This is a genomic window from Bradyrhizobium sp. CCGB01 (assembly GCF_024199795.1).
GTDB lineage: Bacteria > Pseudomonadota > Alphaproteobacteria > Rhizobiales > Xanthobacteraceae > Bradyrhizobium.
In genome coordinates this window covers 7,381,139-7,395,710 of record NZ_JANADK010000001.1, presented here as the reverse complement: position 1 = coordinate 7,395,710, position 14,572 = coordinate 7,381,139, and the positions used below count along the sequence as shown (strand labels likewise).

Below are 14,572 nucleotides of genomic sequence, written 5' to 3'. Positions count from 1 at the left end.
TGGAGCGAGATCGCAACCAGCGGTCTCGCTCTTTTCATCTCGCGTTTTATCTCGCGCGAAGCATTGCTGCTTCATTCAAATTCTTCGCGAGCTGACATGCACTCTGAGCATGAAGAACTGACGCTTAAACCACATTCTTGATCTCGCGTCGTTTGTCAGGGCTTTTTCAGAAGCTCGCGATCACCAAAAGCCGAGTGTCTTCAGAGTCAAGGATTCGGCTCTTCATCTGCATTTTCAGCGCGCGATCAACCTCATGTCGCGACGTTCGCGCGCCGCTTCATCTTAAGAATTGAAACCTGCGTCGCCCTTTGAGCGTTGGGCGGCATTGCGCACTGGCGCGTTCCTCCTGCATGATCGCGGGAACTCAAGGGGAGGGGACCATGCGATCTGTTGTGGTGACCGGCGCGTCCACCGGCATCGGCTGGGCCATTGCGAAATTCCTGATCGGGCGCGGCTATCGCGTCTTCGGCAGTGTCCGCAAGCAGGTGGATGCCGACCGGCTCAAGGGCGAGTTCGGCGCCAATTTCATCCCGCTGCTGTTCGACGTCACCGACGAGGCCGCCGTGCTGGCCGCCGCCCGCCAGGTGCGTGAGGCGCTGGGCGGCGAGACGCTGGCGGGTCTCGTCAACAATGCCGGCATCGCGGTTGCCGGCCCCGTGCTCGAATTGTCGGCGGATGATTTCCGCCGCCAGATGGACATCAACGTCATCGGCCCGGTGATCGCGACGCAAGCCTTCGGGCCGCTGCTCGGGGCAGATCCCTCGCTGAAGGGGCCGAAGGGCCGCATCGTGATGATCAGCTCCGTCGCCGGCAAGAACGGTAATCCGCTGTCGGCACCCTACTGCACCTCCAAGCACGCCATCGAAGGGCTGTCGGAGAGCCTGCGCCGCGAATTGATGCTGTTCGGCATCGACGTCATCATTGTCGCGCCCGGCGCGGTGAAGACGCCGATCTGGAGCAAGGCCGAGCAGACCGATCTCTCGGTCTACCAGAACTCGCCCTATCTCCCGGCGCTGAACAAGGTCATGGCGTTCATGATGAAGCTCGGCGAGACCGGGCTGCCGGCCGAGCGGATCGCCGAAATCGTGTTCGAGGCGCTGACCGCGGCAAGCCCCAAGGTACGCTACCAGATCACGCCGGACCCGCTGCGTCATCTGATCGGCGCCGTGCTGCCGAAACGGACACTCGACCGCATCATTGCCAAGCGGCTGGGGCTGCTGCCGCAGGGCTGAAACCCTAGCGCGCCGCGATGGTCCGTCCGCGGGGATGGACGGCCATCGCGATCAGCCGCAGTGCCAGCACGGCGAGCAGCGGAATGAGGAACGCGGCGTAGAGCGGCATTGCCGGCACGCGCTTGCCGAACGAGACCATGAACTGGAACCAGAGATAGTAGCCGCAGGCGAGGTGCACCACGCGCCAGGCTTGCGGCCCGAGCAACGCGGCGGTGCGGTCGAACGAGGTCGCGCTCATGGCGATGATGACGGCATAGCCGATACCGCCAAAGACGTAGGAGGCGGCCGAGGTTGCCTCCGCAAACCCGGCCGGATCCATATTGGCGAAGGCAAGGATCGCAACCGCATGGATGGCGTGGGAGGCCGCAAAGCTCAGGCCCAGATAGCGGCGGTTGCGGCGCTGCCAGCGGGTCCAGGCATTGGGCCATAGCCGCGCCAGTGCCCCGGCGCTGAAGGCGAGGCAGAACAGCAGCAGCGAGCTTCGTGCCGTGAAGCGGATCACCATCCGCACGCCCTCGACCTCGAACTGCCGCATCGAGGCGATCCACAAGCTGAGGGCGACCAGGATCAGGGAGAGGACGGCGAGCAGCCGCCAGCCCTCGAACCAGTTTTGACGTTCCGTCACGATGGACCTCCCTCGTTATGTAATCGACGATTACATTCTCAGGCGGCGTGACGGCAACGGTGTAATCGCTGCTTACATTCACGTTCGAGTGATGCTAGGAAATCCCATGCCCTCCCGTCAGACGTCCAAGCCGCGCGCCCGCCGCCAAGCCTCCTCGGCCCGGCCCTATCATCACGGGGACCTCCGCCGCGTGTTGATCGATGCTGCGATGCAACTGGCGGCAGAGGGGGCCGAGATCTCGGTGCGCGAGGCTGCCAGGCGGGCGGCGGTGTCGCCTGGAGCGCCGTTCCGGCACTTCCCCAACCGCGACGCGCTGATGGCGGCGGTGGCCGAGGAGGCGCAGCGGCGCTTCCGTGCCGAGATCGAGGTGGCGCTGGGCCGGGCGCCGGCGACCGACCCGCTCGGCCGCTTCCGCGCCTTCGGGCTGGCCTATCTGCGCTGGGCGATGCGCAACCCCGCGCATTTCGAGATCATCTCCACCGGGCGCTATTTCGCCCATGGCAGCTCCACCGAGCTGACCCGTGACAATGCCGAGCTGATCGCTCTGACCGAGCAGATGCTGGCTGACGCGGCGGCGCAGGGCCTGCTGCGGTCGGACGACCTCAAGCGCATCGAGATCGCCGGCCGCGCCCTGGTCTACGGTTTCGCCCGGATGAATCTCGACGGCCACTTTCCGCGCTGGGGCGTGGAGGAGGGCGAGATCGAGCGGATGGCGGAAGGGGTGATCGACCTTTTCATCGCGGGGATCGCCAAGCCCTGAAGCGGCGGGTAGCTCTGCCCAACCCTCATGGTGAGGAGGCGCGCAGCGCCGTCTCGAACCATGCAGGCCCCACCCCGGGCCTCGCCCTTCGAGACGCCCGCTTCGCGGGCTCCTCAGGGTGAGGGGATAGAGCCAGGTGTGCGGCACCTCGCCGCCCACCTCCATAAAGCCAAAGTCGGATCGCGGCGCGCGTTGCCTGTCCTTGACTGTTCCGTTACAGTTTTATGACACGGTGCAGGCTTCCGGCTGCGCCGGATGCCCTTGCCGTCGTCAGGCCGGCCAGACGGCTAGGTATCATTGCGCCGGACCAGCTGTTGCGTGTCGTCGATGGCGTCCGCGCCCAATCCAGGCCCTTCTGCCACGACCGCCGCACTGGCGAGCGTCGCCGCGCTCGGTATCTGGCGGCTGCTCGCGGTCGCGGCTCCGCATCTGGCGGCACTCGCGCTGATGTACGAGACCGAGACCGATTTCGGCTCGCGCCTCTCCTTCGCACTCGCCTGGGGCATCCTCAACTTCTTCTGGATCACGCTGCTGCGCCGGCCGGCGCTGTCGGGCGCGCTGTCGCTGACCATGGTCGTCGTGCTGGTGCTGCTGTCGCGGCTCAAGCACGACGTTGCGCAGATGACGGTCAACTTCATCGACCTGATGATGATCGACCGCGACACCGTCGCGTTCCTGTTCACGATCTTCCCGAATCTGCGCTGGTCGGTGATCCTGGCCGGCCTCGTCACCCTGCCGCTGATGTATGCGCTGTGGTGGCTCGACCCGTTCCGCATCCGCCGCCTGCCGGCGCTCGCCTGCAAGCTCGCCTGTCTTGCCGCACTGGTCGGCTATTCGCTCTATCATCCGGATGAGGCCTGGCGCGGCTATTACGACGACGGCTATCTCTCGAAGTTCTTCCGCTCCGGCGTCAGCGCGGTCTCCGACTTCGCGCAATACGGCTTCATGGAGTCGGCGGCCTCGACCAACGAACGGCTCAACATGCCGCTGGTGGATGCCTGCCACCCCGCGGGCCGCCGGCCGAACATCATCATGGTCCATGATGAATCGAGCTTCGACATTCGCGCCGCGCAAGGCATCAAGGTGCCGCCGGGCTACGGCGATCATTTCAAATCCTGGGACGGCAAGCAGCGCACGTTCCTCGCCGAGAGCAATGGCGGTCCGAGCTGGTTCACCGAATACAACGTGCTCGCAGGCCTCTCCTCGCGCTCGTTCGGCCGCTTCGCCTATTTCGTGACGCGCATCGCATCGAGCCGCGTCGAGCGCGGCCTGCCGCTGGCGCTGCGCCGCTGCGGCTATGACACGATGTCGCTCTATCCCGCCTATGGCGGCTTCATGGCTGCGCGCAGCTTCCAGACGACGACCGGCGTCGAACGCTTCCTCGATTCCAAGGATCTCGGCGCCAAGGACGTCGAGCCGGACTCTTTCTTCTACGACAAGGCGCTCCAGTTGATGGGCCAGCAGCCGCCGAACAAGCCGCTGTTCACCTTCATCTATCTCGGCGCCAATCATTTCCCCTGGGAGACGCGCTTCCGCCCCGATCTGCTGCCGAACTGGCGTGCGCCGGGCAATGTGGCCTCCATCGACGAATATCTGCGCCGGCAGGCAATGAGCGCGGAGCAGTACAAGGCTTTCGTTGCGGGGCTGAAGAAGAACTTTCCGGGCGAGCCGTTCCTGATCGTGCGCTACGGTGACCATCAGCCTGAGTTTGCGCCTGCTATCCTCGAGCCCGGGCTCGACGAGGGCGCCCTCGGCAAGAAGCTCGACGCTTACGATCCGCGTCTCTACGCGACCTATTACGCGATCGACGCCATTAATTTCGAGCCGGTGAAGAGCGCCGCAGTGATGGACACGGTCGACGGCCCCTATCTGCCGCTGGTGATCCAGGAAGCGGCCGGCATTCCGCTCGATCCGTCCTTTGCCGAGCAGAAGGAGATCATGCTCCGCTGCAAGGGCATCTTCTACGGCTGCAAGGACGGCGCCGAGGCGCGGCGGCTGAACCGGCTGCTGATCAATGCGGGGATGATCCGGGGGCTGTAGTTTCCATCGCGGCCATTCATTCGCCACGGCATCGATCGATATTTTGGCCCCGGCGTCCTCCTCCGAACGAGGGACGCGATGAAGGGCGATGCCGGGTAATGGGGCGCTCAATCAATTGCGAACCACAGGAGAAGCAATTTGCCAATTTCCGTGAAACAGATGCTCGAGGCCGCTAACGCGGCCGTGCCGAAAATCACGCCGGCCCAGGCCAAGGAGATGATCGGGAAGGGCGCGCTCGTGCTCGACGTGCGCGATGCGCCTGAGATCGAGAAGAGCGGAAAGATCCCGGGCGCACTGAATATCTCTCGCGGCATGCTGGAGTTTCGGGCCGACCCGGACTCGCCCTATCACGACAAGACCCTCGCCAGGGACAAGACCGTGATCCTCTATTGCGCCTCCGGCGGCCGCTCCGCGCTCGCCGGCAAGCTGCTTCAGGACATGGGCTATGGCCACGTCTACAACGTCGGCGGCTTCAAGGACTGGGTCGATGCCGGAGAGGCGACCGAGGAGGCTTAAGCAAAGGCGGCGGCGCGGGGAGGCATTCCCCTAGCGCCTGCCCACCTTCTCCCACAGCCACTTCGCCACCGCATCGGGCGACGAATTCGCGTCGTTGCCGCTGGCGCGCAGGTTCGCTTCGCGCATCGTGGCGATGTCGATCTTGCCGAGCAGCGGCTTGAGGGCTGCCTGCAATTTCTCGTCACCGGACCGCTTCGGTGCCAGCAGCAGGATCGCATCATAGGGCGGGATCGCGTGCCTGGGATCGTCGAGCGCGACGAGATCGTATTTTGCAATCAGCCCATCGCTGGTGTAGCCGGCGATCACGTCGACCTCGCCGCTGGCGACCGCCGCATACATGAAGTCCGGCTGCATCTGCCGCTGGGCGCGGAACGAGAGGCCGTAGGCCTTTTGCAGCGCTGCCCATTCCGGGCGCGAGAAGAACTCGTAGTCGCCGGCAATCGACATCGTCGACGCATGCGCGGCGAGATCGGCGATAGTGCGGATGCCGAGCGCCTCGGCGCGCTTCTTCGGCATCACCAGCGCATAGGCATTCTCGAAGCCGAGCTCGCCGAGCAGGGTGATGTTGTCCTTCGCGAGCGAGGACTTCAACTCCGCCAACAGTTCCGCGCGCGGCTTGATGTCGGTGCGATGCAGCTGGTTGGCCCAGAGCGTGCCGGAATAGTCGACATAGAGATCGATGTCGCCGGCCTTGAGCGCCTCGAAGATCACGCTGGAGCCGAGACCCGATCGAGCGGTCGCGGAGAGACCGGCGGCCTGGAGGCGGTCCCTCAGCAGGGCCGACAGCACATATTGCTCGGCAAAAGTCTTGGCGCCGACGACGTAGCTCTGCGACGAGCGTCCCATCGCCGGCACCAGCGTTGCGAGGACCAGCGCCGCGATTCCGATGCCGCCGAGCGCGGGACGCACGCGACTGCGGTGGCGCAAGCCGCTCTCGATCAGGCCGAGCAGCTGATCGACGGCGAGCGCGAGCAGGGCCGAGGCAAAGCAGCCGAACAGCACGAACACCCAGTTCTGGGTTTGCAGCCCGGCGAAGATGTAATTGCCGAGGCTGGTCTGTCCGATCGGGGTGGACAGCGTGGCGGTGCCGATCACCCATACCGCGGCAGTGCGGATGCCCGCCATCATCACCGGCAGCGCCAGCGGCAGCTCGACCATGACGAGCGACTGCCGCGCGGTCATGCCGACGCCTTTCGCGGCTTCGATCAGCGCGGGATCGATGCCGTTCAGCCCGGTGATGCCGTTGCGCAGCACCGGCAGCATGGAATAGAGCGCAAGCGCCAGCATCGCCGGCAGGAAACCGAAGGCCGAGAAGGAGACGCCAAACCAGGCGAGCGTCACGGAGGCAATCAGCAGCAGCAGCGGATAGAACAGCGCGAGCAGCGCCAGCCCCGGCACCGTCTGTACGATACTGGCGAGCGCGAGGAGGACGGCGCGCGGCGCCGGGCGGTTGCGCGTCAGGATCGCCAGCGGCAGGCTGACGGCGAGGCCAAGCGCGAGCGCGGCAAGGCTGACCCGCACGTGATTGCCGAGATAGTCGGGCAGATGCGACAGCGCCTCGCCCCAGCGCGGATCGGCGAGGAGGTTCATGCCGCACCGCTCGTTGGCAGCAGCGCGTTCAACCGCTCGACCTGGCGCCGCGGGGTGCGCAGCAGCTCCAGCACATAGGCGTCGCTGCTGTTCGAGAGCTCCGCGGGCGTGCCCTGCGCCAGCAGCTTTCCACCGCGCATCACCGCGATGCGGTCGGCGAGCAGGATCGCTTCCGTCATGTCGTGGGTGATCATGACCGTGGTCAGGCCGAGCTTGCGATGCAGCTCGCGAAAATCCTCACCGAGCGCATCGCGGGTGAGGGGATCGAGCGCGCCGAACGGCTCGTCCATCAGCACGATGCGAGGCCTTGCCGCGAGTGCCCGCGCCACACCGACCCGCTGGCGCTGGCCGCCCGAGAGCGCCTCGGGCAGGCGGTCGCGGTGCGCGCGGCGGTCGAGCTGGACGAGCTCGAGCAGCTCGTCGACGCGCGCTGCGATCTTGGCTGCGGGCGTGCCGAGTAGTTTTGGCGTGATCCCGATATTGTCGGCGACACTCAAATGCGGGAACAGTCCGCCGCTCTGGAAGACGTAGCCGATCCGCCGCCGGAGCTCGACCGGATCGATGTCCTGCACGTTGTCGCTCTCGACGGTGATCGTGCCGCCGTCCGCCTCGATCAACCGGTTGGCGAGCCGCAGCAGCGTCGTCTTGCCCGAGCCCGAGCCGCCCACGATGGCCACAAACTCACCCTCGGCAACGTCCAGCGACAAATCGTCGACGGCCTTGAGCGAGCCGAAGCTTTTGGTGACGTGGGCATAGCCAATCATCGGCCTGGACGGCATCGGGCGGGGGCTCGCTTCGGTGCCCCGCCCATGGAGGGAGGGGATGACAAGGCCCATGCGTAGCACGCTTGGCGGCTCGATTGAACTTGGCCGCGCGAGCGGCTAAGGCATCGGGCCATGTTCGGAGGGAACACATGACAATGCCCACGGCAGTGGCGCTGGAAGATGCCAAGGTCGCGTTCCAACTCGGGGACGGGCGGGTCTATACGGCGGTGGAGAAGGCGCATCTGGCGGTCGCGCAGGGCGAGTTCGTCGCCATCGTCGGGCCCACCGGCTGCGGGAAATCGACGCTGCTCAACGTTGCCGCGGGTCTGCTCAAGCCGGCCGCCGGCAGCGTCAAGATCTTCGACCGGCCGCTGTCGGGGCTCAACCGGGACGCCGGCTACCTGTTCCAGGCCGATGCGCTGTTCCCCTGGAAGACCGCGCTCGACAATGTCGCGATCGGGCTCGAGATCAAGGGCACGCCGCGCGCCGAGGCGCTGCCGCGCGCGCAGAAATGGCTGACGTCCGTGGGCCTCGGTGCTTTCGCCAATCGCTATCCGCACATGCTCTCGGGCGGCCAGCGCAAGCGCGTGGCGCTGGCGCAGGTGCTGATCCGCGATCCAAAAATCCTGCTGATGGACGAGCCGTTCGGGCCGCTCGATGCGCAGACCCGGCAGGTGATGGGCAATCTGCTGCTCGACCTCTGGAATGCCGACCGCAAGGCCGTGCTGTTCGTGACCCATGATCTCGAGGAGGCGATCGCGCTCGCCGACCGCGTCGTGATCATGTCGGCCGGGCCGTCCTCGCGCATCATCGGCGACTGGCGGGTCACGCTGCCGCGCCCGCGCGACATTTTCGAGGTGCGGCTCGACAAGGAGTTCCATGCACTCCACCGCGAGATCTGGAGCGTGCTGAAGGACGAGGTGATGAAGGGTTACGCGCAATCCACCCAAGCGGCGGAGGCGGTCTGATGTCGCGCGTGACGCTGCTCGCACTGCAAGTCCTGGTCGCCGTCGTCTGCCTCGTGCTGTGGCAACTCTTTTCGACCGTGCCGGTGTTCGGCAAGATCCTGCTGCCGCCGTTCTTCTTCTCCAATCCCGTCGACGTCTTTGCCCAGATCGTGAAGTGGTTCTCGTCCGGCGTGATCTGGAAACATCTCGGCATCACGCTGACGGAATCGGTCCTGGCCTTCGTGATCGGATCGGCCGGTGGCGTGCTCATCGGCTTCTGGTTCGCGCGCCAGCCGCTGGTTGCGGCGGTGTTCGACCCTTACGTCAAGATGGTCAACGCGCTGCCGCGCGTCGTGCTCGCGCCGATCTTCGCGCTGTGGCTTGGTCTCGGCATCTGGTCCAAGGTCGCGCTCGGCGTGACGCTGGTGTTCTTCATCGTGTTCTTCAACGTCTATCAGGGCGTCAAGGAGGTCAGCCGCACCGTGCTCGACAATGGCCGCATGCTCGGCATGAGCGAGCGGCAGTTGATGCAGCACGTCTATTGGCCGTCGGCACTTTCGTGGATGTTCTCGTCGCTGCACACCTCGGTCGGCTTCGCCGTGGTCGGCGCGGTCGTCGGCGAATATCTGGGATCGGCGGCGGGGCTCGGCTATCTGATCCAGCAGGCCGAAGGCATATTCGACGTCGCCGGCGTGTTCGCCGGCATGTTCGTGTTGTCGGCCTTCGTCATCCTGATCGACTTCGGGGTGACGCTGGTTGAGCGCAGGCTGCTGGTCTGGCGACCGACCGTGGACGGGCGCGGGTAGGAAACGGGCCCGCGCCCCGGCGCGAGCCCGGAAGCGGGAAGGCTCAATCCAGCAGCTTGGTGTCGTCGGGCGCCTGCGGCGGGGTCTTGATCGCGATCGCCTTGACCTGGCCGCTGATCGGCTTGGTGCCGCCATGCGGTGTGCCCTTCGGAATGATGACGAGGTCGCCGGGCTTCACCGTCACCTCCTTGTCGCCGAGCCAGATCGTCCCGGTCCCGTCCAGGATGTACTGGATCTCGTTGGTGTTGGGGTGCATGTGCTTGGGCACATTGCCGACCTGGATCGAGATGGTGGCGCCGTCCGCGCTCGCGAACATTTTTGAGCGGTAGCCGACATTGTTGGCGTTCCCGAGCGCGTCGCCTTCCATCTCGCCGGTGTGGATGACTTGCGCGGTGATGTTTTCGGCGGCCAGCGCCGGTCGGAGCAGCTGGTTCGCGCCGCATCCGGCGGCAAAAGCGGTGGCGATCGATAGCCCGATTGCAAGGCGATTCATGGATGATCCTCCCCATCACAAGTTTGTTGTTGTGCACCCATGCTATTGCGCCGAAAGGCCGATGGCCAGTGCCTTAAGGCGCGCTTCTCAAGCCAGTCCTGCTGCTCTATGGTGCCGCCAGCCGAACGGAGGAAACCAATGAAGAACACGATTGCCAGGCTCGCCGGTGCGCTGCTCGCGCTGACGCTCACCACATCGCTTGCCGCGGCGCAAAGCAAGGTCACCGTCGCGGTCGGCGGGGGCGCCTGCCTGTGCTATCTGCCGACGGTGCTGGCAAAGCAGCTCGGCGAATACGAGAAGGCCGGCCTCAATGTCGAGCTGGTCGACCTCAAGGGCGGTTCGGACGCGCTCAAGGCCGTGCTCGGCGGCAGCGCCGACGTCGTCTCCGGCTATTTCGACCATTGCGTCAATCTCGCCGCCAAGAAGCAGGAGCTTCAGGCCTTCGTGGTCTATGATCGCTATCCCGGCCTCGTGCTGGTGGTCGCGCCCTCCCGCACCAATGACATCAAGTCGATCAAGGACCTCGCCGGCAAGAAGGTGGGCGTCAGCGCACCCGGCTCCTCCACCGACTTCTTCCTGAAATATCTCCTGAAGAAGAACGGGCTCGATCCCGCCGGCACCGCCGTGATCGGCGTCGGCCTTGGCGCGACCGCGGTCGCCGCCATGGAGCAGGGCCAGCTCGATGCCGCCGTGATGCTCGATCCCTCCGTCACCGTGCTCCAGGGCAGCCACAAGGATCTGCGCATCCTCAGCGACACCCGGACGCAGAAAGATACGCTCGAGACGTTCGGCGGCGAATATCCGGGCGGCGCGCTGTACTCGACCGTGGCCTGGATCAACGGCCACGAGAAGGAGACGCAGGCGCTCACCAACGCGATGCTTGCCACGATCGCCTGGATTCATTCGCATTCGCCCGAGGAGATCATGGCGAAGATGCCCGACGAGATGGTCGGCAAGAACAAGGACCTCTATCTCGCCGCGCTGAAGAACACGATCCCGATGTTCTCGGAAACCGGCAAGATGGACCCGAAGGGCGCGGACGCCGTGCTCGCGGTGTTCAGCGTCGGCTCGCCGGAGGTCGCGAACGCCAAGATCGACGTCAGCAAGACCTTCACCAACAAATTCGTCGACCAGGCCAAGAAGACCACCGGGAGCGCCAAATAACTGACGCGAAGGCAATGTAAACAGGCGTCATGACGTCACCGGTCATTCATCGCGTCACGACGCTTGCCCTTACCGTGCGGCCGATCGTTTGGCCGTTCGCGGAAGAGCAGCGTGCCGAGATCGCGTCGCATTTCGCCGAGAAGCAGCGCGAGCGGCCGAAGCTCTGGAACGGCCGCGTCCTGCTCGGGCGCGATGCCCTGTTCAAGGACGGCCATCTCTCGGCGACCTATTTCGAGACCGATTTCGCGAGCTTCCTTGCCTGGCGCGACTGGGGCTTTCCCGACAAGGCGGTGTTCAACGGCTTCGGCATGGGCGCGCTGCGCGCCTCCGACGGCGCCTTCATCATGGGCGAGATGGCGCAGCACACCGCCAATGCCGGCCGGATCTATTTCCCCTCGGGCACGCCCGACCTCGACGACGTCAGGGACGGCGCGCTCGACATTCCCGGGAGTGTCATCCGCGAGGTCGGGGAAGAGACCGGCCTGACCGAGGCCGATTACCGGGCCGAGCCGGACTGGCATTGCGTCGTGACCGGCCCGTCGATTGCACTGATCCAAATTCTCGACCTGGACATGTCGGGCGGCGTGGCGCGCGCCCGGATCGAAGCCAATCTCGCCCGCGAGGCCGAGCCCGAGCTTTCGGCCATTCATCTCGTGCGCGGAGTGAGCGATCTCACGCCGTCCATGCCGCGATTTGTCACGGCCTTTGTCGAGCAGCAGTTCGCGCCGCGCTGACGCGCGAGGCTTGACATCGCTGCGCTCAGCCCATGTGATGGGCAAAAAAGCAAAAGCAAAAAGAATGCAATGCACAATCGTCCAGGGAGGTTTTGATGCGTCTGCGCATGGCTGCCCGCTTGGTACGTGGGCTGTTGGTCGCGGTTGCCGCGACGGGCTTGGCGGTGTCCGCCCAGGCCCAGGAGAAGAAGATCAAGATCGGCGTCGTTTTTGATTTGACCGGACCTCTCGCCGGCGGTGGCTCCGAGCTCGGCTATATCGGCGCAAAGATCATCCTCGACCATTTCGCCAAGACCGGCGTCGAGGGCTACAAGATCGAGGCGGTCTACGCCGACGCGCAGAGCAAACCCGACATCGCCATCAACGAATCCGTCCGCCTGCTCGAGCAGGAAAAAGTGGACATGGTGCTCGGCTTCTTCTCCTCGGCGCAATGCGTGCCGGTGGCCGCGCGTGTCGAGCAGCTCAAGAAGTTCATGTGGATGACGACCTGCATCTCGTCGGCCGTGTTCAACGAGAAGGGCTACAAATACGTCTTCCGCCCGCAGGCGAGCGGCGACCAGTTCGGCATGATGACGATGGATTTCATCGCACAGAATGCCAAGGCGAAGTTCGACAAGGAGCCGAAGGATCTGCGCGTCGCCATCATCCACGAGGATGGCGCCTATGGCGTCGACGTCTCCAGGGGCAACGAGGCCGGCGCAAAGAAGGCCGGCTTCAACGTCGTGATGAAGGAAGGCTATTCAGCCACCGCGCCCGATCTGTCCGCGCTGGTGACCAAGCTGAAGCGCGCCAAGCCCGATGTCATTTTCCACACCGGCTACAACCCCGATATCACGCTGCTGCTGCGTCAGGCCCGCGAGCAGGGACTGAAGTTCGGCGCGCTGATGGGGCATGGCGCGGGCTACGGCGTCTATGAGAAGCTGAAGGAAGGCATGGGGGCTGACGCCACCTACATCTTCAACACCGACCCGATCTCGATCTGGCTCGCCAACCAGAAGACCATGGATCCGAAGCTTCCGCCTGTGATCAAGATGGTCGGCGAAGAGTTCGACAAGATCAGGCCGGGCGTCGCCATCCGCTCCGCCCATGTCGGCATCGGCGCGTCCAACACGTACGTCTTCATGTCCGACGTGCTGCCGCGCGCGATCAAGAAGTACGGCGGCGTCGATCCCGACGCGCTGCGCAAGGCGGCGCTCGACACCGACATCCCCGAGGGCGGCACGATGCTCGGCTTCGGCGTGAAGTTCTACGGCGAGGGCACGCCGATGGCCGGGCAGAACGAGCGGTCATTCCCGGTCGTGATCCAGTATATCGACGACAAGTCCTCTGTGGTGTGGCCCAAGAGCCAGGCGCAGCGCGAGGCCGTGCTGCCGCTGCCCAAGGGCACCACCTACAGCAACCAGTAGCGGCGGAGCGAAGCGGTGCTGGAAGTCAGCGGGCTGGTGAAGCGCTTCGGCGGCTTCACCGCCGTCAACAACGTGTCGTTCAGGGTCGACCAGGGCGAGATCCTCGGCCTGATCGGCCCCAACGGCTCGGGCAAGAGCACGATCTTCAACATGCTCTCCGGCACGCTGGCGCCGACGTCAGGTTCGATCCTGTTCGGCGGGCATGAGATCGCGGGCCTCGCGCCGCACCGGATCATCAACAGCGGCATCGGCCGCACCTTCCAGATTCCGCGGCCGTTCCGACGCCTGACGATCTTCGAGAACGTGGCGCTGGCCGGCTTCTACGGCCAGGGCCGGCACAGCCGTATCAAGTCGGAGGAGGCGGCCGAGCGGTCGCTGGCCATGGTCGGGCTGCCGACCGATCGCCATGCCAGCGTCGATGGCCTGGGCGCCGCCGGCCTGAAGAAGCTCGAACTGGCCAAGGCGCTCGCCACCGCGCCAAAGCTACTGCTCGCCGACGAGAGCCTCGGCGGTCTCGACGAGGCCGAAATGGACCAGGCGGCCGACATGCTGCGCAACATCCGCGACGAGCTCGGCATCACCATCATCTGGGTCGAGCACATCATGGGCGTGCTGATGCGCGTCGTCGATCGCGTCATGGTGCTCGATCACGGTGAGAAGATCTCGGAGGGGCTGCCGAGCGCCGTCGCCGGCGACCCGCGCGTCATCGAGGTCTATCTCGGCACCGACGCCGAGACCACGCAGGCCGCGGCGGCGGAAGCGCGCCGCCGCGCGGGAGGCTAGTTGCGATGCTGGAGCTTCGTTCGGTCAACGCGGGTTACGGCACGTTCCAGGCGCTGTTCGACGTCAATCTCGATGTGAAGGCGGGCGAGGCCGTCGGCGTCATCGGCCCGAACGGCGCCGGCAAGACCACCCTGATGCGCGTCATCTCCGGCCTGATCCGGCCTTCGCGCGGCTCGATCAGGATGGAAGGCGTCGACGTGGTGGCGACGCCGCCGCACAAGATTGTCAGCCTCGGCATCGCGCATGTGCCGGAGAACCGGCGGCTGTTTCCGCAGCTCTCGGTCGACGACAATCTCAAGATGGGCGCCTTCATGAAGGAGGCGCGTGGCCACTATGCCGAGCGGCTGGACGTCGTGTTCGACCTGTTTCCGCGCCTGAAGGAGCGCCGCCACCAGATGGCCGGCACCATGTCCGGCGGCGAGCAGCAGATGTGCGCGATCGGCCGCGCGCTGATGTCCAATCCAAAGCTCCTGCTGCTCGACGAGCCGTCGGCGGGGCTGGCGCCGGTCGTGGTGCAGCAGGTGTTCGAGCTGGTGAAGCGGATCCGCGCCAGTGGCCTGACCGTGCTGATCGTCGAGCAGAACGTGCAGCAGGTGCTGAAGGTGGTCGATCGCGCCTATCTGATCGAGGCGGGCACAATCAGGGCATCCGGCACGTCGGCCGAGATGCTGGCGAGCGACACGGTCAAGGAAGCGTATCTCGGGGTGTGAGG

Annotated in this window: 15 protein-coding genes; 11 read left to right on the top strand and 4 right to left on the bottom strand. The window is 65.3% G+C overall.

Annotation, left to right across the window (positions count from 1 at the left end; all coding sequences use genetic code 11):
* The first annotated feature begins 380 nt into the window (after positions 1-380).
* Entirely contained in the window at positions 381-1,232 is an 852-nt protein-coding gene (locus tag NLM25_RS34800; protein ID WP_254139879.1) for an SDR family oxidoreductase, read from the top strand.
* Positions 1,233-1,236: 4 nt separating this feature from the next.
* Here the strand turns inward: NLM25_RS34800 and NLM25_RS34795 are convergent, their stop codons facing one another.
* Entirely contained in the window at positions 1,237-1,857 is a 621-nt protein-coding gene (locus NLM25_RS34795) for a hypothetical protein (protein ID WP_254139878.1), read from the bottom strand.
* A 106-nt stretch (positions 1,858-1,963) separates the two neighbouring features.
* On the opposite strand from NLM25_RS34795, the gene NLM25_RS34790 reads away from it, so the two are divergent.
* The 3 genes from NLM25_RS34790 to NLM25_RS34780 all read left to right on the top strand — a co-directional run bounded on the left by NLM25_RS34790 (position 1,964) and on the right by NLM25_RS34780 (position 5,173).
* Positions 1,964-2,617 (top strand): TetR/AcrR family transcriptional regulator, encoded by a 654-nt coding sequence (locus NLM25_RS34790; protein WP_254139877.1) that lies wholly within the window; start codon positions 1,964-1,966, stop codon positions 2,615-2,617.
* 327 nt (positions 2,618-2,944) lie between these two features.
* Entirely contained in the window at positions 2,945-4,657 is a 1,713-nt protein-coding gene (locus NLM25_RS34785) for a sulfatase-like hydrolase/transferase (protein WP_254139876.1), read from the top strand.
* Positions 4,658-4,795: 138 nt separating this feature from the next.
* Complete coding sequence (locus NLM25_RS34780; protein WP_254139875.1) at positions 4,796-5,173, top strand: rhodanese-like domain-containing protein; 378 nt, start codon at positions 4,796-4,798, stop codon at positions 5,171-5,173.
* Positions 5,174-5,203: 30 nt separating this feature from the next.
* Here the strand turns inward: NLM25_RS34780 and NLM25_RS34775 are convergent, their stop codons facing one another.
* Both NLM25_RS34775 and NLM25_RS34770 read right to left on the bottom strand, forming a co-directional pair.
* Positions 5,204-6,763, bottom strand: coding sequence for a glycine betaine ABC transporter substrate-binding protein (locus NLM25_RS34775; protein ID WP_254139874.1), 1,560 nt, complete (start codon positions 6,761-6,763; stop codon positions 5,204-5,206).
* Complete coding sequence (locus NLM25_RS34770) at positions 6,760-7,542, bottom strand: ABC transporter ATP-binding protein (RefSeq protein WP_254139873.1); 783 nt, start codon at positions 7,540-7,542, stop codon at positions 6,760-6,762. Before NLM25_RS34770 ends, NLM25_RS34775 begins: the two co-directional genes overlap by 4 nt.
* A gap of 134 nt (positions 7,543-7,676) precedes the next feature.
* On the opposite strand from NLM25_RS34770, the gene NLM25_RS34765 reads away from it, so the two are divergent.
* Complete coding sequence (locus NLM25_RS34765; RefSeq protein ID WP_254122363.1) at positions 7,677-8,495, top strand: ABC transporter ATP-binding protein; 819 nt, start codon at positions 7,677-7,679, stop codon at positions 8,493-8,495.
* Positions 8,495-9,280: an ABC transporter permease gene (locus NLM25_RS34760; protein ID WP_254139872.1), complete on the top strand. Its 786-nt coding sequence runs from the start codon at positions 8,495-8,497 to the stop codon at positions 9,278-9,280. The genes NLM25_RS34765 and NLM25_RS34760 overlap by 1 nt, the downstream gene beginning before the upstream one ends.
* Positions 9,281-9,323: 43 nt before the next feature.
* On the opposite strand, the gene NLM25_RS34755 is transcribed toward NLM25_RS34760, so the two are convergent.
* The gene (locus tag NLM25_RS34755) at positions 9,324-9,773 is read right to left on the bottom strand and encodes a cupin domain-containing protein (RefSeq protein ID WP_254122361.1); all 450 of its coding nucleotides are present in this window, start codon (positions 9,771-9,773) and stop codon (positions 9,324-9,326) included.
* 138 nt (positions 9,774-9,911) lie between these two features.
* Between NLM25_RS34755 and NLM25_RS34750 the strand changes: the two genes are divergently transcribed.
* From NLM25_RS34750 to NLM25_RS34730, 5 genes are all read left to right on the top strand, one after another.
* A complete protein-coding gene (locus tag NLM25_RS34750; protein WP_254139871.1) occupies positions 9,912-10,937 on the top strand; it encodes an ABC transporter substrate-binding protein in 1,026 nt (341 codons plus the stop codon).
* 29 nt (positions 10,938-10,966) lie between these two features.
* The gene (locus NLM25_RS34745) at positions 10,967-11,671 is read left to right on the top strand and encodes an NUDIX hydrolase (protein ID WP_254139870.1); all 705 of its coding nucleotides are present in this window, start codon (positions 10,967-10,969) and stop codon (positions 11,669-11,671) included.
* Positions 11,672-11,766: 95 nt separating this feature from the next.
* Positions 11,767-13,077 (top strand): ABC transporter substrate-binding protein, encoded by a 1,311-nt coding sequence (locus NLM25_RS34740; RefSeq protein WP_254139869.1) that lies wholly within the window; start codon positions 11,767-11,769, stop codon positions 13,075-13,077.
* A 15-nt stretch (positions 13,078-13,092) separates the two neighbouring features.
* Positions 13,093-13,860: an ABC transporter ATP-binding protein gene (locus NLM25_RS34735; RefSeq protein ID WP_254139868.1), complete on the top strand. Its 768-nt coding sequence runs from the start codon at positions 13,093-13,095 to the stop codon at positions 13,858-13,860.
* Positions 13,861-13,865: 5 nt separating this feature from the next.
* On the top strand, positions 13,866-14,570 hold the full coding sequence (locus NLM25_RS34730; protein WP_254139867.1) for an ABC transporter ATP-binding protein: 705 nt from the start codon (positions 13,866-13,868) through the stop codon (positions 14,568-14,570).
* The last annotated feature ends 2 nt before the right edge of the window (positions 14,571-14,572 follow it).